Source organism: Proteiniphilum sp. LBM24028 (assembly GCF_056629195.1).
The window spans coordinates 3,826,597-3,845,731 of record NZ_CM152817.1; the positions used below are offsets into that span (position 1 = coordinate 3,826,597).

Annotated in this window: 15 protein-coding genes; 1 reads left to right on the forward strand and 14 read right to left on the reverse strand. The window is 47.0% G+C overall.

Annotation, left to right across the window (positions count from 1 at the left end; genetic code table 11):
- Positions 1 to 13: 13 nt before the first annotated feature.
- Positions 14 to 1,279, reverse strand: coding sequence for an enolase C-terminal domain-like protein (locus tag AC1HCU_RS15330; protein WP_480367447.1), 1,266 nt, complete (start codon positions 1,277 to 1,279; stop codon positions 14 to 16).
- Positions 1,280 to 1,521: 242 nt separating this feature from the next.
- On the reverse strand, positions 1,522 to 2,682 hold the full coding sequence (locus AC1HCU_RS15335) for an alpha/beta fold hydrolase (protein ID WP_480371259.1): 1,161 nt from the start codon (positions 2,680 to 2,682) through the stop codon (positions 1,522 to 1,524).
- A 384-nt stretch (positions 2,683 to 3,066) separates the two neighbouring features.
- Between AC1HCU_RS15335 and AC1HCU_RS15340 the strand changes: the two genes are divergently transcribed.
- Positions 3,067 to 3,225 carry a DUF433 domain-containing protein gene (locus tag AC1HCU_RS15340; protein ID WP_480367449.1) on the forward strand — a complete coding sequence of 53 codons (159 nt, stop codon included), beginning with the start codon at positions 3,067 to 3,069 and terminating at the stop codon, positions 3,223 to 3,225.
- A gap of 38 nt (positions 3,226 to 3,263) precedes the next feature.
- On the opposite strand, the gene AC1HCU_RS15345 is transcribed toward AC1HCU_RS15340, so the two are convergent.
- The 12 genes from AC1HCU_RS15345 to AC1HCU_RS15400 form a co-directional block, all read right to left on the reverse strand.
- Complete coding sequence (locus AC1HCU_RS15345; RefSeq protein ID WP_480367451.1) at positions 3,264 to 3,500, reverse strand: hypothetical protein; 237 nt, start codon at positions 3,498 to 3,500, stop codon at positions 3,264 to 3,266.
- Between the two features lie 10 nt (positions 3,501 to 3,510).
- On the reverse strand, positions 3,511 to 4,845 hold the full coding sequence (locus AC1HCU_RS15350) for a Gfo/Idh/MocA family protein (protein ID WP_480367453.1): 1,335 nt from the start codon (positions 4,843 to 4,845) through the stop codon (positions 3,511 to 3,513).
- Positions 4,846 to 4,850: 5 nt separating this feature from the next.
- The gene (locus AC1HCU_RS15355) at positions 4,851 to 5,627 is read right to left on the reverse strand and encodes an FAD:protein FMN transferase (RefSeq protein WP_480371262.1); all 777 of its coding nucleotides are present in this window, start codon (positions 5,625 to 5,627) and stop codon (positions 4,851 to 4,853) included.
- 31 nt (positions 5,628 to 5,658) lie between these two features.
- The gene (locus AC1HCU_RS15360; protein ID WP_480367455.1) at positions 5,659 to 7,068 is read right to left on the reverse strand and encodes a putative oxidoreductase C-terminal domain-containing protein; all 1,410 of its coding nucleotides are present in this window, start codon (positions 7,066 to 7,068) and stop codon (positions 5,659 to 5,661) included.
- A gap of 6 nt (positions 7,069 to 7,074) precedes the next feature.
- Entirely contained in the window at positions 7,075 to 8,073 is a 999-nt protein-coding gene (locus AC1HCU_RS15365) for a Gfo/Idh/MocA family protein (RefSeq protein WP_480367457.1), read from the reverse strand.
- A gap of 45 nt (positions 8,074 to 8,118) precedes the next feature.
- Entirely contained in the window at positions 8,119 to 8,907 is a 789-nt protein-coding gene (locus AC1HCU_RS15370; RefSeq protein ID WP_480367459.1) for a glucosamine-6-phosphate deaminase, read from the reverse strand.
- Entirely contained in the window at positions 8,888 to 10,078 is a 1,191-nt protein-coding gene (gene nagA / locus AC1HCU_RS15375; RefSeq protein WP_480367461.1) for an N-acetylglucosamine-6-phosphate deacetylase, read from the reverse strand. Before nagA ends, AC1HCU_RS15370 begins: the two co-directional genes overlap by 20 nt.
- 76 nt (positions 10,079 to 10,154) lie before the next feature.
- On the reverse strand, positions 10,155 to 11,510 hold the full coding sequence (locus tag AC1HCU_RS15380; protein ID WP_480367463.1) for an MFS transporter: 1,356 nt from the start codon (positions 11,508 to 11,510) through the stop codon (positions 10,155 to 10,157).
- Between the two features lie 120 nt (positions 11,511 to 11,630).
- Entirely contained in the window at positions 11,631 to 12,791 is a 1,161-nt protein-coding gene (locus tag AC1HCU_RS15385; protein ID WP_480367465.1) for a XylR family transcriptional regulator, read from the reverse strand.
- 227 nt (positions 12,792 to 13,018) lie between these two features.
- Positions 13,019 to 14,080 carry a 4Fe-4S dicluster domain-containing protein gene (locus AC1HCU_RS15390; RefSeq protein WP_480367468.1) on the reverse strand — a complete coding sequence of 354 codons (1,062 nt, stop codon included), beginning with the start codon at positions 14,078 to 14,080 and terminating at the stop codon, positions 13,019 to 13,021.
- Position 14,081: 1 nt separating this feature from the next.
- The gene (locus AC1HCU_RS15395) at positions 14,082 to 16,286 is read right to left on the reverse strand and encodes a CoB--CoM heterodisulfide reductase iron-sulfur subunit A family protein (RefSeq protein WP_480367470.1); all 2,205 of its coding nucleotides are present in this window, start codon (positions 16,284 to 16,286) and stop codon (positions 14,082 to 14,084) included.
- Between the two features lie 12 nt (positions 16,287 to 16,298).
- Entirely contained in the window at positions 16,299 to 19,127 is a 2,829-nt protein-coding gene (locus AC1HCU_RS15400; RefSeq protein WP_480367473.1) for an FAD-dependent oxidoreductase, read from the reverse strand.
- Positions 19,128 to 19,135: the final 8 nt, after the last annotated feature.

Consider the following 19,135-nt stretch of genomic DNA (forward strand, 5'->3'; position numbering starts at 1 on the left):
TTTACGTGATAACTTATTGAATAAACATTGCCTCGTAATGAGGTATGGGATCGAAGATACCTCCTCCATTGTTGAAAAATTCAGCGTTTGTATGGTAAAATCCTTCTCTTACATTAACCCACGAGGCCTCGTGCTTGGGGTAGTATTGCCGCATCTGGTCCCAGTTTACATAATTTTGATGCCCATTGCTCTCAACCAAGCCGAGATTTTCTAATCCGGGAAACGAATTTAATCGGGCTGCAATATTTTTATTCCATTCCACCAATACGGGATTGACTGTTAAATCAGCGCAGAAACAGGGAATATTCCTATCCGTAGCAGCCTTTGCTATTTTCAGTGTCATGCTCAGTGTTTTAGCTATGGGTTTGAGTGCTACTGCTCGGTATCCCATTTGGATCCGCTCAATCGTGTCTTGGTCTGTATGCGCGCTCTCATCTGCTGCCAGTCGTACCGGAATATCCGATACGTCGATCTTCAATTCTTCCGGGAAAGGCTCTTCGATTACTACGATTTGATCAAATGCCCCAATCCCTTCGGCATAATCTAAAAACTGATTGAAAAGCTCCTTTGTTTCGTACCTGCCGTTGGCATCAAAATAGTACGGGAGCTTTCCATTACGTGTATAGGGTGTTTGAATATCTTTCAAGACCGAATGAATCTCTTGTAGCCGTTGCTTGTCTTTTTCAAGCATCTCCTGCTGGGTGCCGGATTGGCCGATCTTTATTTTCATAAAGAAGTATCCCATTTCTACTTCTTTTCTTAGTTCTTCGAGGCTTATATTATAGGATATCAGGGGGATGGCTGCCAGTTTGTCATGTCTTTCCGAGAAAGTGGACTTGAACTCTTGGGGGATCAACTCATCGAAATTAGTAATCCCATTTTCTTTCGCATGGAGCAGCCAAATGGCGTTATCTACAGATACCAAGGCATTTAACGCGAACGTTTTTCTTAGTTTCGGGTTGGCAGTAATAATTTTCCCATATTCATAAATCTCCTCATACAGCGGATCGATTACATCCATCGGGGATGTAAACGAGACATTCTTGAGTAACTGAAGTGCACGTTCGGTTAAGGCATACATGTAGGCATTTCCACCTGCCTCGGAACTGGAGGAAAAAACGTTTTCATCGGACCATAGCACGCTTTGTGTTCCCAGTCCAATAGCGTGATAACCATTATCGCTCTGAAGGTAGCTGATTGTTTGCCAGAGTTCCGACAGGTAACCGCCTTTGAAGCCGAAGGGGCTAAGAAGTGGCTCTCGTTCGAATTGAAGATTCACGTCAGTAATCTTAATGCTTCCTTCTAAAGAACGAAGCGGAAAGCGTGAAGGACGAGTTTCCAGCTGTTTATTATTGCTTGGTACGCAACCTGAATTTAACAGTGAAATGCCACCCAGAGCTCTAATACTATTTAAAATGAATTGTCTTCGTAATACCATTTCTTTAATTGATGGGCTTATTGGGAATCGATAGTGTTATAAACCGTAAATTTCTCATGTTGCGTGTAACTATAGTGGATATTTTATTTCAGGAACCATTCGAAAAAGGAATATATTATTTCATTCGATTCGGCATCGGGGCTATGTTGAGGTCTGTTGCTCATGGCCACCTTGTTTTCGTAACCCAAAAACTTATTCACGGCAATGGTGTGATTCAACGGAATCCACCGCTCGATGGGATCAGATGAACCACCGGATACTAGGAACGGGCGGGGTGCCATCAAGGCATGCAATTCGTGCAGGTCATATCCTTCTTTCCGTAATTTTGGATATAATCCTCTCGCATTCACGCCGGTTTTATTCCATGTGTTTTCCCAAGGTGGCGGATAATATCCAAGATACCACGGTTCCCAGTAGTTGACTCCCGAACCCTTGGTTTCGTCGAAGACGATACCGGGGTCAATCCAAGCGGCAGCGGCAAATTTATCATACAGGCAGGATGCAAACATGGCCCATTTTCCGCCATAAGAATGTCCCACGATCCCAACCCGCTCCAGATCCACATCCTTCACTTTTGTCAGCGCTTCCAATGCGTTTGCCGCAGCGTAAGCTAAGGCAGATAATGGCTGCAAGCTAGGGCTTTCCCTGTTTGGGTAATAGATGGAGTAGGTTTTGTTTGCCGTGGTTTTAGAAGTGCCGAGCGACAATGTGACGAAACCTCTTTTTGCCAGTTGATAGGCGAAATCCCGGTAAGGTTTGCCTCCAATTCCCGCGGCAGTCTCCGGTTCATAAAAAACGGAGATTACAGCAGGTTTTTTCCCTTTTTTATTCGGTATAAGCAGGTAACCTTCTGTCTTTTCGTTGGGAGTCCAATTAAAACGTACTTTATAACGGGTAGAAGTTTCGATCTCTTCTTTACCGATGATTTCAAATTCTTGCCGATCCATGAGAGGTGGCCATTCTCCCATCATTTCCATCCATCTGCCACGAATCTCTTCCCTGCGCTTTTGCCAATCTTGCTTAGTTTTAACTGAATCGCCGTTGTAAAACAAGAACGGCGAACGATAGTCACCGTATTTTTCGGCGTACTCTTCGGGTGGAGAATAGTAGGGGCTTATCGTGCTCCAAGCCTTAACCTTCCCGGTGTAATACCGGTAAAACGACTGACCCGCTGCCTGCCCAATAAATAAATGGCAAAGCAGAAGAATGATCCACGTTTTCAGTGATATTTTTTTTATTCGTATCAGGCTCATTTTTATAGGCGGTTTATAGATAAATAATAGGCGTTAAAAGATTACCCATATCCGTTAACATGCAAAGAAAAGCAAAAGGGAAGTTAAGAAAAGTGGTATTCCCGCATTTCTCTTCTCAATAAACGAAAATATTCAGTCACGCAATGTCCGGGCAATTGAAATTTGCAATAACCCCCTGAGATGGTTATTAGATACTATTGCCCGATCAGGATGCATATCAGATGGATAAAAAAGAAAAGGGCATAATTGTAGTAAGAAAGAATTATTATCTTTGTAATAGTTGAGAATAATAAAAAATATGAATATGAAACAGTTAAGAAGAACTACTCTCGGTCCGGATATAATGGGAGGCAAACCTTGTATTAAGGTTTACATGTGACCGTAGACACGATCATCGGATTGTTGGCGTCAGGTTATTCTTATAAGGAAATCCTCAAAATGTATCCTTATTTGGAGGAAGAGGATATAAAAGAAGCTTTGGCATACGCATCCTGGCGTTCCGAAGAATTAGAAGCACCACTTATCGCAGTATGAAAATACTCATCGACATGAATCATTTGAGAATTCTTCCGTTATGATTTCTTTATCAACCTAATTATTCCGTAAGAAATAAACCGGAAAAGGGCAACGATCAAATAGAGAACCAGTGTGATGGCAATGACATACCCTATTTGTGTAAACATCTCATACCAAGGTGTTTTGAAAACTATGATTGCAATGATGTTGGTCAAAAATGCCGCGAAAAAACAGGCGGAGAGGAGATAGATTTCTTTTTTTAACCGTTTTGATGTGATAACGATATCTTTCATGAGAAGTGCGTTAAGAGAATTTCATGTAAGGGATTTTATACGCTTCCGGGAAGGTGATTTGCTTTTGTTCGACAATCGCTTGGTTGCCCAGGTGACACAGCATGGTCGCCACGTATGCCTCTTCCACAATATTTTTTCCTTTTTCTCCGGTAATGCATGCCTGGCAGAAAGCGGATAAAATCTCGTCGGAACCGTCCTTTAGGGCACCTATCATGGATTGTCCGAGGTTCACGTTGAAGTCTCCCGCTAAAATATTGTGCGCCACGTAACTTTCTTTCGTTTCCGGACGCCAGCTTGATCCAGCGGCTGGCACAGAAGCGTATAATTTGTTGCCTATCTGTCCGATCAGCTGCTCTATACCCGATTTCCTTCCACCGACTTCATTTTCCAGATAATACACGCCGGAAGCGAGGTTCATCGTGCCTTTATTGCCCAATATCTGGTCCTCCATGCCATTGAATTTATTGGAGATAAGCGATTCGTAATTAATTTTGACTCCATTAGAATAGTGGTAAACCAAGTTTACACTATCATATACTTCACGACCATCTTTCCAGAAAACAATGTCGCCTGTTCCTACAACGGATTCGGGAATCATCTGCATGGCCCAACAACATACCTCCAACTGATGTGATGCCAGCTCCGTCATTAGCCCGGCTGAGTAATCCCAATACAACCGCCAGTTGATCTGCCGTTCTAGTTCTGGTGAGGGAATGGGACGCCGCCAGTCATGATTCCTGAACCAATGACAGCGCTCTCCCACAATGTCACCGATTAATCCGGAATGGATCATCTGCATCCCTTTTATGTATTTCTCGTCGAACATGCGTTGCATGCAGAAATAAAGCACTTTATCCGTTTTTTGATAGGCGTCGTAAATGGCTTTGCACTCCTCCATATTCAGTGCCATTGCCTTTTCGCAATAGACATGTTTTCCCGCACTCAGCGCATCCAAAGTCATGGGTGCATGAAGGTAAAGCGGGGTAGATATAACAACCCCGTCAATTTCGGCTGACTCTAGCATCTTCCGGTAATCGGAGTATGTTTTAGCACTGGGACAAAGATCGGAAGCTTCTTTCAGGTTTGGAGGGTAAATGTCGCACAATGCCACGATTTCGGCATGTTGTAATGGCAAAACGGCATGCATGTTATATATCCCCCTGGACCCGGTTCCGATAAATCCTATCCGGGCTTTCTCTTTCTTTATCTCTTTGGCTTTATCGGGTGTGAACGACTGCAGCCAAGGAGTGCTTGCCAGAAGTGCGGCACCGCCGGAAATGTATCCCAGATCTTTGATGAATTGTCGCAGGCTGGTGTCTACTTGTTTAGATTTTCTTTTTGACATGATATTTATAAAATATATTCCATTGTTTGTTGTGTTGTGAAATTTTCAGAGAGCTGTTTTTTTTCCCTGTCTGTAGCTATCATGAGTACGGTACTTAGTATTTCGGCGTCCAAAGGATTTTCAGACATGACAGAGACCGCTTTGTGTTCTTTTACCGGCTTCCTCGAGTCAGGTCGTACAATATGCCCGGTATAGGAAGGCGTATTACCTGAGACTGATAGAGCCATATCCTGTAAGGTAATCTCATCCAAAACGACAGCCCTGTTATATGGGTTTTCAAAACTAACCTTCCATGCGTCTCCATAAGGATGATGCCCAATCCCCATGATGGAACTATTGCCGAAATCGATAAAACAGTGCTGTACTTCTGACCGCGCAATCAGGTCGCGGATTTTTACCAACGCATATCCTTTGGCATAGCCCCCGAAATCGAGTGTGATATCCTCTTGGGAGAAGGAAACAGAGTGGTCATTCTCGTCCAAAACTACTTTTGAAAAATCATCCAACGTGATATCAAATAATTTCAATGTCCGTCTGTAGTACTGACGGCAATTTTGCAGGACAAACCACATTTCCGGGCTTACCTGCACAGGGGCAAGAGCGGCTTCACGATTAATCTTTGACGTTTCGCTGACCTCATCAAAACGGTTGAAAAGTTGGTCGAGTCGTCGGAGTTCAAACGCAATTTCACCCCATATTTCCCGGGACTTCAATCTGATCTGGTCAATGATCAGTATATCGAAGCGTGTCCCCATGATGTTTTTCAACGCACCATGGAACATTTTCGATTCTTCATAATATATGCCGTCCATTTCAATCGTCCTCTCGTGCACCCTCTACCGCTTTTGTCGTGATGTGGTACTTTGCTAAGGTATTGGTTTTTTCCCATTCGGGCATGTCACGATGTACTAAAAAACCAAAAAAACTTTCGGCAACGTATTTGAAATGCGATTCGTGCCCTTCCCTGTTTTCCATCGGGATGTTGATAAGATACTCCCCTTTGGTGGATGTAGGAGAAACAGACACAAAGGGATAGGTTGTTTGGATTTTTTCGATCGCTTCCCGGAGGTTATCGGAAAATTCGTTTTCATCCAATCCCTCGGGCTTTTGAGCGTAGAGCTGTTTTACAAAAACCTGTTCCTTGTTCTGCACCGTTTTCAGAATTGCTTTCGAGCCTTTCATGACGGACATGAAAGTGTCGCCGCTCCCGGCGGGAGCTTCCCAATTCCAGGTCACCTTCAATTCCACGTTGTGGTTTTTCACATCGAAGTGCACGGTTCCATTGGCATAAACTTTCAGCGTTGAATCATCAAGATATTTTTGGAGATAATCGGGGAATGATGATTCTCCTGTCGATTGGGTGAACTGCGGCAACGTGATGTCGGTTGGCCAATGGGTGGATGAGATATTCCCAATATCTTGTCTGTAGTTAATCGATTGATCGGGGAAGCATTTCCAGAATAACAAATCGATCAGGTGCGTGGTCACGTCGGCAATCCCTTCCCCCTGCTGCTCCACATCGTAGTACCATGCCGGACGGATCAACGGTGAGCCGGACACTTCTTTGTAGAAATGATGCACGCTCTCCATATATACGGCAGGATCTTTAGGCGTGCCTGGTTGCAATTTCCCAAAGAAATCAATGTCATTGATCAATTCCTTCTCAACGATGTTGAGCAGATCGTACCGCTCGGTCATCATGTCATATAACAACACGTGCTGCGTGTCGGCGTTGGCGTATGCTTCTTCCAACAGAAGGAAGTCCTCCCGGTTGATCGCCATCGGTTTATCCGACAGGACATTGAATCCGGCATCTACCGCCGTGAGGATATGTTCTGTTTTATCCCGGTTGTTCCCCGCGAGGATTACCACGTTCCCTCTCTTGTCGGAAACCATTTTGTCGAGAAAATCCTCACCGGTATAAACCGTTTCCTCCCAGCGCGTGGGATAGGTATCCCGCTGGTTGAATGACCCGACGGCCGAGAGGTATTGTTGTAACCCTGCATCGCGCACAGGGGCATACACGAACACCGAATCGTTCACTTGCTCCATCCTGCTTTTTTGCAACAGATTGGCGTGAAAATGGCCGGGAGCGACGACGATGAGTTTTATCTCTCCCTCTTTTCCCGTAAATGAAGTTTGCATTCCGTCTTCTTGGTTGCTTTTTTGTGTACAAGAAAATAAACCCAGTCCCAATCCGATGATCAACCAACTCCTCTTCATTTTCTGCTATTTTAATTTGCGGATCAGTTTTTGCGCCTCTTTCTCACCTTTTTTATAGGCTGTCTCCATAGGGATGATTCTGCCTCCTTTGCTTTTGCTGATATCGGCCGCTTCTATAAAGGTAAATATCTCCAGTGTCTCTTTTTCCGTTACAGGTGGAATACGAGTCTTGAAGAAATTGAGTATTTCTTTTAACAGTGGTTCATAACCTGCATATGCCCCCGTGGAGACAACTCCTTGGTCCGTGACAGCAGTTCCTCCATAAGGTGCTTTTCCTGTACGCGCTCCTCTCACAGTTCCAATTCTTCCATCATTCCAGAGCCCGACTACCATGTCTGTACCTTCAGAAGACATGCGGTTTACTGACACACACCCTATTCCCATTACGGTAAACAGCGTCTCAATGCCGTGTATTCCATACCACGCCATCCCGGCATGTGATGGTTCGAGATGTGCAGGAGAATAACTATCAGCACCCAATACTTTTCCTAATTCGCCATTACGTAATTTTTGACTCTGCTCCACATACCGTAAAGCGGATGATGAGAAGACAGGAACATTGTATCGTTTGGCCAATTGGAAAATAGCAATGGCTTGCGCCAGATTAGCACCTATCGGTTTATCGATAAAAACGATCTTTCCCGCTTTGAATGCCTCATAGGCTTGTTCCAAGTGGAGGTTCCCGTCGTTTGTCTCCAACATGACACAATCCACCTTGTCAAGAAGTTCGGCGATGGAAGGGACGATCTCCACTCCAAGCTCTTTCACCTGCTCTATATAACCGGGGATCCGCTTGTAACTTGACTCGATGGCTCTTGATCCGTAGGGATAGGCTGCAACAATTTTAAAATCCTTAAATTCTTCTTTCTTATCCTCTCCATTCAGGAACTTGGTGAAAGCTATTGCGTGAGAGGTATCCAGACCTATGATGCCAATTTTTATCTGTGCCTGGACCGTAAACAGGATACCCGACAAAATGGCGGAACATAAAATTTTGAGTTTCATAACAGATTTTTTTGAATGAATTGTTGAGGTTGCATATGTAGTTTATTAATTCAGCAATGATGCGCTGTCATTATCCAAATAGAGAATAGCACCTTCTTTTGTTCTCAGGATAGTGGCCGGGCATTTCTCGCTGATTTCTTCGTTTAATGTGCGATAAACCGCTTCTGCCTTATTTTTGGCCGGTACCATGCAGAACATGTAATTGGCTTTCAGAAGTGCCGGTATTGTCACGGTGAGTGCATGTGTCGGCACCAGACTCAGTGTGTCGAACAGCTTTTCATTTACTTGCTGCTGGCGACAGGCTGTTTCCAGCTCGACCACTTTTACCAACTTGGGATCATTAAAGTCGGCCACAGGTGGGTCGTTGAAGGCAATATGACCGTTTTCTCCGATTCCCAGGCAGACAATATCGACCCGGTATTGCGTTAGGAGTTCCGAATATCTTTTGCTTTCTGCCAACGGGTCTTCCGCTCTCCCGTTGATATAATGCACACTTTTGAAAGGTACTTTGCCAAAAATCCGATCTCTCAGGAAATTACCGAATCCCTGTGGAGCTTCCTTCTCCAGGCCGATGTATTCATCCATGTGAAATGCGTTGATCCTGTCCCATTGAATCCGTTCATCTGCAATCAGTTCTTGCATGAAATCACTCTGCGATGGTGCCGCTGCGAAAATCATGTTGATTTCTTTTTTGTTCTCAAGTAGCTTTTGAATGGTGGCCGACACATTTGCAGCCGCTTCCCTACCCATCTCTTCTCTTCCGGAGAAGATCCTCACTTCCAGCATTCCTTTTGTGAATGTGATTACCTGATCGTTAGTCTTCGTATATGACATTTCCTTCTAAGATTGTATGTGAAACATTAATATTCTCATCAAATAGTACCAAATCTGCATCTTTTCCTTCCCGGATAGATCCTTTCTGCCGATCTATCTGCATGATACGGGCCGGAGTAAGGGTCATCATTCTGACAGCTTCCACCAGGGGCACTTCTGCTATACCAACCATGGTACGTACCAGTCGGTCCGTGGTGGCGACACTGCCAGCAAAGGCAGTACGATCCGGCAGCTTGGCAACACCATCTTCAATGATGACCTTTTGACCTTTATCGAGACTGCCCAGAATAGATTCACCGTCGGGCATGCCGGCTCCCCGCATGGAATCGGTACAAAGTGCCGTCCTGTCGGGACCCTTGAACTTGTAGACAAACTGCAGCAGCGATTTGGGCAGATGTACTCCATCGGCAATGATCTCCACATTCATCCCGTCAATCAGATAGGCTGCCTCCACTACACCCGCATAGCGGAAGGCGTTTCTTCGTGTGATGGTGGACATGCCGGAGTAGAGATGGGTGGCAAGTGTGAAGCCGGCATCGTAAGCATCCAGCACCTCTTCATAAATGGCATCGGAATGTGCCACGGCGGTAAGAATGTTACGTTCCCTGAGCACTTTCGCGAACTCAAGTGCTCCCGGCAACTCGGGCGCCAGGCTCCAGCGCACGATATCGTCGGAAGCTTCCAAAATAGCGTTGTACTCTTCCGGTTCCGGATTTCTCAGATATTTGGGATCCTGGGCTCCCCGCTGATTATAGGCGAAGTAGGGCCCTTCAAGATGTAACCCCAGGAATTTTGCTCCTTTTGTATTTCTCTTTACGGCTTCCTTATAGATGGCAAAGGTCTGGAAAAGCTCCCCGGTAGTACTGGTGAGGGTAGTGGGAAGCAATGCCGTGGTACCGAACCTGGCGTGTGTTTCCGCAGCACCCAGGTAAGCCTCTACCGTGCCGTCCATAAAGTCGTGTCCGCCACCACCATGGGTGTGGATATCGATGAACCCGGGTGCCACATACCTGTTGTCTGCATCAATCACCACATCATTACCGGCAAGTATGAACTCATTCTTGTTGACAATACCGGCAATTTTGCCATTTTCCACCACTACTGTCAAGTGCTCCATTATTTTGTCCGGAAAAATCACTTTTCCGTTTTGAATGATTAATCGATTCTTCATGCGTTCTTAAATATTATCCGTATCAGGAACAGATCACATATGCAACCTGTTGCAAATACGATTGTTGTAAATATTATCAAGGGACTGCTCTCCTCCAGGATTTAATCCTATAACCCCAGGCGGCATACCATACAATGTATGCAAAGCAGGGGATAAGCACAGCATATGCAAATTTCATCGCCTCAAATGAGGAGAGTGATCCATTCATCTCGACAAATGAGTTGTAGACGATTGGCATGATGGCACTCCCGCAGAGGGCCATCACAAGAAAAGCAGATCCCAGATTGGTGTATTTTCCCAGGCCGTTGATTGCCAATGGCCAGATCCCGGCATAGAGCAGGGCATTGGGAAGTCCCATCATGACGAGATACCAAAGCGAGATATCAGTTGTCATACCAAAGATCTGAACGGTGCCGGAAGTAGTGATAATCAAAATAGAAAGGATCAGGTTTATTGAAGAGCAGACTAGCAGGGCATTTCTCTGTTTGACATATTTTGGGATCAATGCAATACCCAGAAAATAGCCGAAGAAGGTCAGCAACATCGTATAGGAGGGAATGTTCTGTGCCGGGCCTGCAAGACTCTCTCCCATCGTTCCGGCGTACTGAATGCTGGTTCCCAGCGCGATCATCTGCGTACCAATGTGAAAGAACATCGCCAACACCCCCAACAGAAGCGCAGGATACTGCAGGATGTGCTTCTGAGAACTCTCGTCCTCCACGGGGCGCTTGTTTACCACAGAAGGATCCAGTTCCGGGAGAGGTGAGTAACGGACGATTATGCCAAAAATAAACAGCGCGACTGCCAATATGAGGTAAGGGGTCATCACACCCTTTATCAGTGTATCCAAAACAACTTCAAGTGACTCACCGGTATAAACTCCAGCCTCTATTTCCTTCATGAGTACCCTGTCGGATTCCCTGATAACCACCGCAGCAAAGATCAGGTTGGCAATCACGCCAGCCAGCTTGTTGCCGGTACCCACCATACTCATTCTTTTTGCTGCACTCTCAATGGGTCCCACAATGGTTACGTAAGGGTTTGCGGCAGACTGCAAAATGGCCAATCCAACACCCAACAAAAACAGGCCCAGGAGAAATATCTGATAGATACGCCAGTAGGCTGCCGGTACGAAAAGCAATGCCCCCAGGGCCATACACCATAATCCGAACATCATTCCTTTTTTGTAGCCTGTCCTGTTGAGCAGAAAGGAGGACGGAATGGCCATGATCAGATAGGCGATATAAAAGGCGAAGGTGACCAGGTAGGACTGAAAATTGGAAAGTTGCAGTGTTAACTGGAAATAGGGTATCAAAATGGTGTTCACCCAGGATACCAGGCCGAAAATAAAAAATAAACAGGCCAGGATGATCATGGATTGGATCGTGGTACGTTTATCCTGGATGTGATTGACCGGGGATGTATTGTTCATCTTTTTTAGAATTATTACACATACATGAAGTTGTTGCTCCATTCATTTGTTTATACAAAATTATAGTTTAAGGAATGGAAATATGCTTTAAAAACGTAATTCTAATTTCAAAAAACGTTTTTATTGACGCTGTCCATCGTGTTTTTTGCGATATTCAACCGGTGTATAGCCCTTTATTTTTTTAAAAATACGGGAAATGTTTTTGCAATCATTAAATCCTGACTCCAAAGCCAAATCAAAGAGCGTTCTGTCGGTAGTTAACAGCAGATGAGCGAAATAGTCGATTCGGCAGCTTAATATAAACTGATAGATGGATGTCCCCATTTCTTCCTTGAACTTCACTTCCAGATTGCGTCGTGATAACGGAACCATTTCCGAGAATGCTTCAATATTGATATCCGAGGTGAAGTTGTCCTCGATGTAGTTCACGACTTTTGAGATGTGCTCATTGGCGATATCAAATTTTTCGGTCGATTTTCTCAGTTCGAATCTTGTAGGCTCAATGACGATGTTAAAGGGCTCTTTCCTCTCTCCCTTCATTAGCCTGTCTATCAGCCTCCCGGCTTCATAGCCGCCTCTGTCCACATCCGTGACGATGGAGGAGATGGGTGGATCTGACAGGTTACAGATCAGCTCGTCGTTGTCAACCCCCAACAATGAGATCTCTTCAGGTATTTTGATGTTGTTGATTTTGCATATCTGTGATATCCTTAAAGCAAAATCATCGTCGCAGGCGAACAGACCCACTGGCTTGGGTAACGACAAGAGCCACTCATCGAGCTGTATATGGCTGGTTCCCCATTCTTCTCCATCAAGATTATCACTTTCAAAATAATGGTAATTTCCACCCGTTTTTTCTATCTGGGTCCTGAACCCTTCCGCCCTTTCACGTGACCAGACAACATTCTTATTGCCATAAAAGGCAAAATTACGATAGCGTCGTTTGATGAAAAACTTCGCAGCCATTTGTCCTGTACCAAAATAATCACCGGTCAGGTTGGAGAAATAGGGGCTCCGCTCCCTGTAATTTTGAAGCACGATCGGTATGTTTAACGTGGCCAATATGTTTGTCCCTTCATGGTCCCAACGTGCAATAATGGCATCTGCTTTCCATTCTCTTGCCCATTCCACAATACCTTCTTTACCATATAGCGTTTTATAGTAAGCAGGTAGCCGGTAAAAGATCCAGGGGCCATGTTCTTTGGAATATTGGATCAGGCCCCGCAATAGTCGTCGGCTGAATTCGCTGGAATAATCAATCAGTATCAGTATTTTCTTCATCGGTATCTGTTTTCATTTAACGAAAAACATTGTTATTAGTCCTCAAATATAGATGTTTTCTTTTTAAGAACCCAAAAAGCCTTGTAAATTTAAAAGATTGGGTTGGCGGGGAGAGTGGGATATCGACAGATTTTTCTTTCCGTGCAAATAAACGTCAAAAAAGAGACTCTCTGTTATGAAAGCCCCTTTTCGATTATTTTATATCCGGGTAACAGGGAATTTGTCGTTTACGCCGGTTTCTGCATCGTTTTTATTTTGACGAAATAGAGACCAAACGAACGGTAGAGGAAATGGGTCCATTTGCCGAAGGGGACGATGATCAGCGCCCACTGTGCCAACAGGGTCAGATGGATCAGATGAATCCAGATGTTGGCTTCGAGGATCTGCAGGTCTATAAAGAGCCTCACCAGAAAGGCGGTCAGTCCCATCAGCAGCAGCCAGATCACAAACAGCCAGTCGGAGGGCTGTGAAAACGTGTTCAGTGCCTTGTTCCGCTTTATCCTGCCCGAGACGAAATGGCCGGTGATGACGAAGATGAGGAAGCTCTCCACATAACCGAGCACGATGATAAAAAGGCTCCCGGTACCGAACCAGTTGAGGAAGACAGTGGTGAAGAGAAGCGACAGGTAGGCGAACACCAGCACCAGGTGTTCCAGCCAGCGGAAGTTGTCCTTCCCGTCGCAATCTCTGGCCCTTTTCTGGGTGAACATCTGCACAAACAACTCGGACAGGGTTGTGAGATATCTCTTTACGGGTGCTTTCACCCCGTTCTTCACAATGGTGTAATACCACATCCGAAACAGGTTGGGGATAAAGATCACCAGGAAGACGGTGGCGATTGCCAGCATCTCGAAGCGGTGTCCCGTATGGAGTAATGCCTCTGCATCGAAGTGGACGGTGCGGGCAAAGAGGAATACACCGGCAGCCACCAGTAGCAGCGCCGTGACGGTGAGGGTCAGTGAGCGGTAGAGCAGTCCCGAGAGACCGATCCAGTCATATTGCGCCGTGAGCCATCGCCGCAGCGACATCATCAACTCGCCGGGATTGGCCTTGCGCGGACACTCTCTGGAACATTCGCCGCAATAGTAACACTCCCACGGTTTCAGCGATGACCTGATCTCATCTTCCAGGCCCAGCGTGGTGTAGCGTATCATCTCACGGGGAAATGAACTGTCGCTGGTAGATAATGAGCAGGTTGCCGTACAGTTTCCGCAGTTGAAACAGGCGTTGAAGTCGCCTATGCCGTATTTTGTTAATTCTGTTGCAAATTCAGGATTTACTTTTGTCATATTATTTTATTTTGTAATAATAATACTCTTCCTTGTCGTTTGTTCCGGCAGGCGATACCACTCCATATTTATTCATGGTCATCAGATGCCAGGTAACCATTTCGGGAGCCATGTTCAGTGTATCCACCATTTCGGGGATCGTTTTCTTCTCCGTGTCGAGTGTGTCGAGGATATCTTTCCATATCTGTGGATATTCTTTCATATGGGCTGCCACGAAGTCTTCTTTTCCCTCATTCACGGCGGATACATCTTCTTCCCTGATCTCCACCTCGGCAGCAAAGCCGTCAATCATCGCTTCTATCTCATGATCGGTGTACTTGGCCACTTCAATCGCATTCACCGGACAAACCGGGGCACAGATACCGCAACCCGTGCAAACACTCCTGTTCACGCCGGCAATATGTTTCCCGGCTTTAGTAATGGTCTCCCTGATTGCCGTGTAATCACACACTTCGGCACATTTGCCACACCAGGTGCAGACATCGGCATCGATGCGGGCCACCACGGGGTCGCCCATCACGGTACCGCTTTTCAGCAATGCCGTGATCTTGGAGGCGCCTGCCAGTGATGACTGCACCGCTTCGCTCACGTTTTTCGGGCCCTGGCAGGTCCCACCGATATACACGCCCTTGATCACCGTCTCCACCGGTTTTAGCTTTGGGTGTATCTCGTTGAAGAACTTATCGTTTCCGATCGGTATTTTAAACAGTTCGGAGATATGCGGCGCGTCGGCCCGGGCCACCATGCCGGTGACGAGAACGACCAGGTCGGGCGTGATTTCCAACTCTTTCTTGTTCGTGAGATAATCTTTCACCTTCAGCGTGATCGCATTGCCGTTCATTTCCACCGTCGGCAATTCCTTTTCTTCGTATTTGAAAAACAAGTCACCCTGTTTCGATGCCCGGTCGTACAGAATCTCCTGTTTGCCGTAGGTACGTATATCGCGATAGAGATGGTAATTTTGGATCTTTCCGTATTTCTCTTTCAGCTGCAATGCCGTATAGATGGTAGAGGTACAGCACTGGCGGGAGCAGTATTTGTTCTCGCCTTTTTTCTGGCGGCTACCCACGCAGTAGATAAATGCCACGCTTCTGATCTCTTTTCCTTTGTAAACCAGCTTTTCAGGCGATAATTCCATCAACCGGTTCAACTGGGGAAGCGTGATCACGTTCGGGATATTCTGGTAGCCGAACTCACCTTCCTTGGGTTCGTAATGGTCAAACCCGGTGGTGACAAGTACCGACCCTGCCAGCAGGGCAATGGTTTCTTCCTGTTCGTTCGGATTGATGACCGCCCTGTGCTTTTCCAGGAATTCGGGGTGATCCCTGAGGGCTTCCATATCCACAACCGGTACATCGGGCAATGCTTCGGGATAATTCTTATAGATTGCTTTTCTCGTGGTGAGGCCTTCATTGAAGGCATCTCTTACCGTTACCTGGCAATCATCCATCGTTCTTTTTACGGTTTGTTTATCGACCTTGCCATTGATATAGCGGGGTTTCACCTTTACTTCGATATTGAAGCTGCCAAGGCTGCCCGTCACTTTCGAGACGGTAGCTCCGGTAAAAACGGTGATGTTTTTGTATGACTTCATCTCGTCGTACAATCTTTTCACAATCTCCCTGCCGCTTTGTCCCGTCATGAAGAGTTTTTCCTGCTGCGCGATGTGGCCGCCCAGAAAGAAATCCTTCTCCACCAGATACACTTCATTTCCGGAGCGTGCCAGGTCGATGGCTGCTTTCATGCCCGAAATGCCGGCACCGATCACCATGACCGCTTTCTTCACTTCAATCTCGATGCTGTCCAGCGCTTCGGAATATGCGACACGGTTGATGCCCGCACGGATCAGTCCGGCGGCTTTCACCGTTGCTTCCCGCGGACGGTCGCTGTGTGGCCATGAACATTGTTCGCGGATATTGACCTGCACATAGTTGTTCGGGTTCAGCCCGGCCCGTGCGGCCACAGCCCTGAACGTGTGCAGGTGCAGCTTGGGTGAGCAGGATGCCACCACAATCGCATCCAGGTTGTATTGCTGAATATCCTCCACCATCGCTTTCTGGTTGGAATCGGCACAGGCGAACATGACATCCTTTGAAACGACGACACCATCTTCCTTGTGGAACATCATACTCAGTTCTTCCACATCCACATAATCGGAAATATTTCCACCGCAATGGCATATATATACACCTATTCTTTGTCTCATAGTCGTTCCTCCTTACTGTTGTAAAATAGATTTCCCCTTTGTTGTCTGCTGCATGATTGTAAAGCGACCTTTGTTGTCATCCAGAAGTACTTCTTTCCGGCTCAGGTACCCGGCCACCTCCGATGCGGCACAACCGGCAGACAGGATTGAATCGGGGATATCTTTTGGTCCCGAAGCGGCACCAGCCACAAACACGCCCTCGATACTGGTCAGGGCGGGGTTCACCAGTTCATCCGTCTGCTTGACGAAGTTGAAATCATCCAGCTCCAGCATTTCACCCTTGAACATATGCGGCACATCCTTATTCGGCACGACACCCACGGAAAGGACGACCAGATCGTGTCGGGCTTCTTTCACGACTCCCTTGGTCACATCTTCATACCGCACAATCAAATCGCCTTTACCGTCTTCCGTTTCACGGATTCTGGCCACTTTTCCCTTTGTGAAAGTGGTGCCCATCCCTTTTGTTTGCTGGAAGAACTCCTCATAACCCTTGCCGAAGGCACGAATGTCCATATAGTAAATGGTGATATCCGCCATCGGCAGTGCACCCATCAGTAACTGAGCCTGCTTGATGGAATACATGCAGCAGATCTGCGAACAGATGGGGTTGTTGCTGCAGTCAGATCCGCATCCACCGTTTTCAATGGCCGAATCGCGCGATCCCGTGCAGAGGATATAGGCAATATTGTCGGGAACTTTTCCGTCACCCGGCCGGAGGATATTGTTAAACGGACGGGTAGGGGCAATCAACCGGTCCATCTGCATGGCATCGATCACGTTGGCATATTTCGTATAACCGTAATTGGGTTTGGCTGATGGCGGGAACAGTTTATAGCCTGTGGTGACGATCACCGATCTTGCCTTGATCTCCTGTTTTTTCGTTTTTTGTGAAAAATCGATCGCGTTGGCAGGACAGACATTTACGCACTGGTGGCACTCGCGGCAGTTGCTACAGTCCAGGCAGCGTTGCGTGCTCGCCTTCAGCTCTTCCTCGGTAAATGTCTTTTCCACTTCCTCCCAGCTGCGCGCCCGTTCAGCCAGGGGTATCACTGCATTCTTCACCTGCGGCCGCTTCTCACCTTTAAATCTGTTCAGGACGATATGCTTGTCTATGGCGGGAAGCTTGTCTCCCTCTTCAAAATCGTGTATCTGTAAACCGCGTAGCCATTTGTCCATGTAGAAAGCTGCTTTCTTTCCTTGCCCGGCAGCTTCAATCAGCGTGGTGGACCCTGTGACGGTATCCCCCCCGGCAAAAATATAATCCACCGAAGTCTGCAGCGTCGTGGCATCGGTGCGGATGGTGCCGTTTTTGTTCAGATCTACCTGTCCGACAAATGCGGCGGTATCGGTACGCAGCCCGACGGCTTCAATCACATAATCCACCTCTTCCGTGTATTCCGATCCTGCGATGGGCTCTGCACGGCGGCGGCCGCTGGCATCCTTCTCCCCCAGCTGCATCTTCGTCAGCCGGATCCGGGTGATTTGCCCGTTTTCACCGATATATTCCACCGGATTGCGCAATACGCTGATCACTGCGCCTTCTTCTTCTGCCTCTTCTATTTCAGGAGCAAAGCAGGGCATCTCCTCACGGCTGCGGCGATAGACCACTATGACTTTTTCAGCACCCAGGCGCAACGAAGTGCGTGCGGCATCGATTGCCGTATTGCCGCCACCGATCACCATCACCTTTTTGCCCGTCAAGTCTTCACGCCTGCCTATATTGGCTTCACGAAGGAAGGTCAAGCAATCCACCACACCCTTCAAATCAGACCCCTCCGTTCCCGATGAACTTGCCTTATGCGTGCCGATACCCACAAACACGGCATCAAAACCTTGTTCCTTCAGTGATTTCAGGTCGGTTATTTTTTTGTTTACCTCTATGTTTACACCCAATACGGTGATATTTTGTAAATCCCTGTCCACTATGTCCTTTGGTGCACGGTATGAAGGTAAAGCCAAACGCAACATGCCTCCGGCCGCCGGTGCCGCTTCAAAGATTGTCACGGTGTGACCCTTTAGTGCCAGGTGATAGGCAGCCGTTATTCCGGCAGGACCGGAACCGATCACGGCTACTTTCTTTCCTGTTTTTTCCTTTATTTCCACCGAAGGAGCCTGCGGATATTTGTCATAATACCAGTCGGAGAAATACCGTTTTATCTTCCGGATATCCACCGGCTGTTCCACCAAGCCGCGTGTACAGGCATTCTGACAAGGGTGGTAACAGGCACGTCCCAGACTGCCGGGAAACGGTATGTCCTCCAGATGAAGCTTCATCGCTTCCTCATACTGGCCGTTGCGGGCCAGCGTGATGTATCCGTATGCCTTGACACCACCAGGGCATGCATTGATACAGGGTGCCGAATGATCCTGCCGGTCAATGGTGGCTATGCGCGGGTTTGCCAGGCTGAAGGGAATATAGGCCACTTTACGTCCCGCAAGGTTTGCATTGTATTCATCGCTGCGCACTTCGGGACATACCACCTCGCACTCCTGACATCCCGTGCAGTTTTCCTGAATAACATAACGGGGCTTGCTGGTCACGTTGACATCGAAGTCGCCATCTGCATTTTTACTGATTCCGTCGATCTCGCTGTTCAGCATCAGCGTGATATTGGGGTGGCGTGCCGTTTCCGACATCTTGGGCGTGGTGATACACGCTGCACAGTCGAGCGTCGGGAACACCTTGCTCAGTTGAATCATCTTACCCCCGATGGAAAGCCCTTTTTCCACCAGCAGTACCCTATGATTCATGTCTGCCAGACTCAATGCTGCCTCCTGGCCTGCAATGCCACCTCCAATGATCAGCGTATCGAAATTGTTGTTTTTTCGTTTATCCATAATTTATT

Bases quoted from the DNA above. Each gene is read 5' to 3' on its own strand.
- AC1HCU_RS15385 (WP_480367465.1), bottom strand. From the start codon at position 12,791: ATGAAGAAAATACTGATACTGATTGATTATTCCAGCGAATTCAGCCGA.
- AC1HCU_RS15395 (WP_480367470.1), bottom strand. From the start codon at position 16,286: ATGAGACAAAGAATAGGTGTATATATATGCCATTGCGGTGGAAATATT.
- AC1HCU_RS15355 (WP_480371262.1), bottom strand. From the start codon at position 5,627: ATGTTCCATGGTGCGTTGAAAAACATCATGGGGACACGCTTCGATATA.
- AC1HCU_RS15350 (WP_480367453.1), bottom strand. From the start codon at position 4,845: ATGTCAAAAAGAAAATCTAAACAAGTAGACACCAGCCTGCGACAATTC.
- AC1HCU_RS15370 (WP_480367459.1), bottom strand. From the start codon at position 8,907: ATGTCATATACGAAGACTAACGATCAGGTAATCACATTCACAAAAGGA.
- nagA (WP_480367461.1), bottom strand. From the start codon at position 10,078: ATGAAGAATCGATTAATCATTCAAAACGGAAAAGTGATTTTTCCGGAC.
- AC1HCU_RS15365 (WP_480367457.1), bottom strand. From the start codon at position 8,073: ATGAAACTCAAAATTTTATGTTCCGCCATTTTGTCGGGTATCCTGTTT.
- AC1HCU_RS15360 (WP_480367455.1), bottom strand. From the start codon at position 7,068: ATGAAGAGGAGTTGGTTGATCATCGGATTGGGACTGGGTTTATTTTCT.
- AC1HCU_RS15345 (WP_480367451.1), bottom strand. From the start codon at position 3,500: ATGAAAGATATCGTTATCACATCAAAACGGTTAAAAAAAGAAATCTAT.
- AC1HCU_RS15390 (WP_480367468.1), bottom strand. From the start codon at position 14,080: ATGACAAAAGTAAATCCTGAATTTGCAACAGAATTAACAAAATACGGC.
- AC1HCU_RS15380 (WP_480367463.1), bottom strand. From the start codon at position 11,510: ATGAACAATACATCCCCGGTCAATCACATCCAGGATAAACGTACCACG.
- AC1HCU_RS15400 (WP_480367473.1), bottom strand. From the start codon at position 19,127: ATGGATAAACGAAAAAACAACAATTTCGATACGCTGATCATTGGAGGT.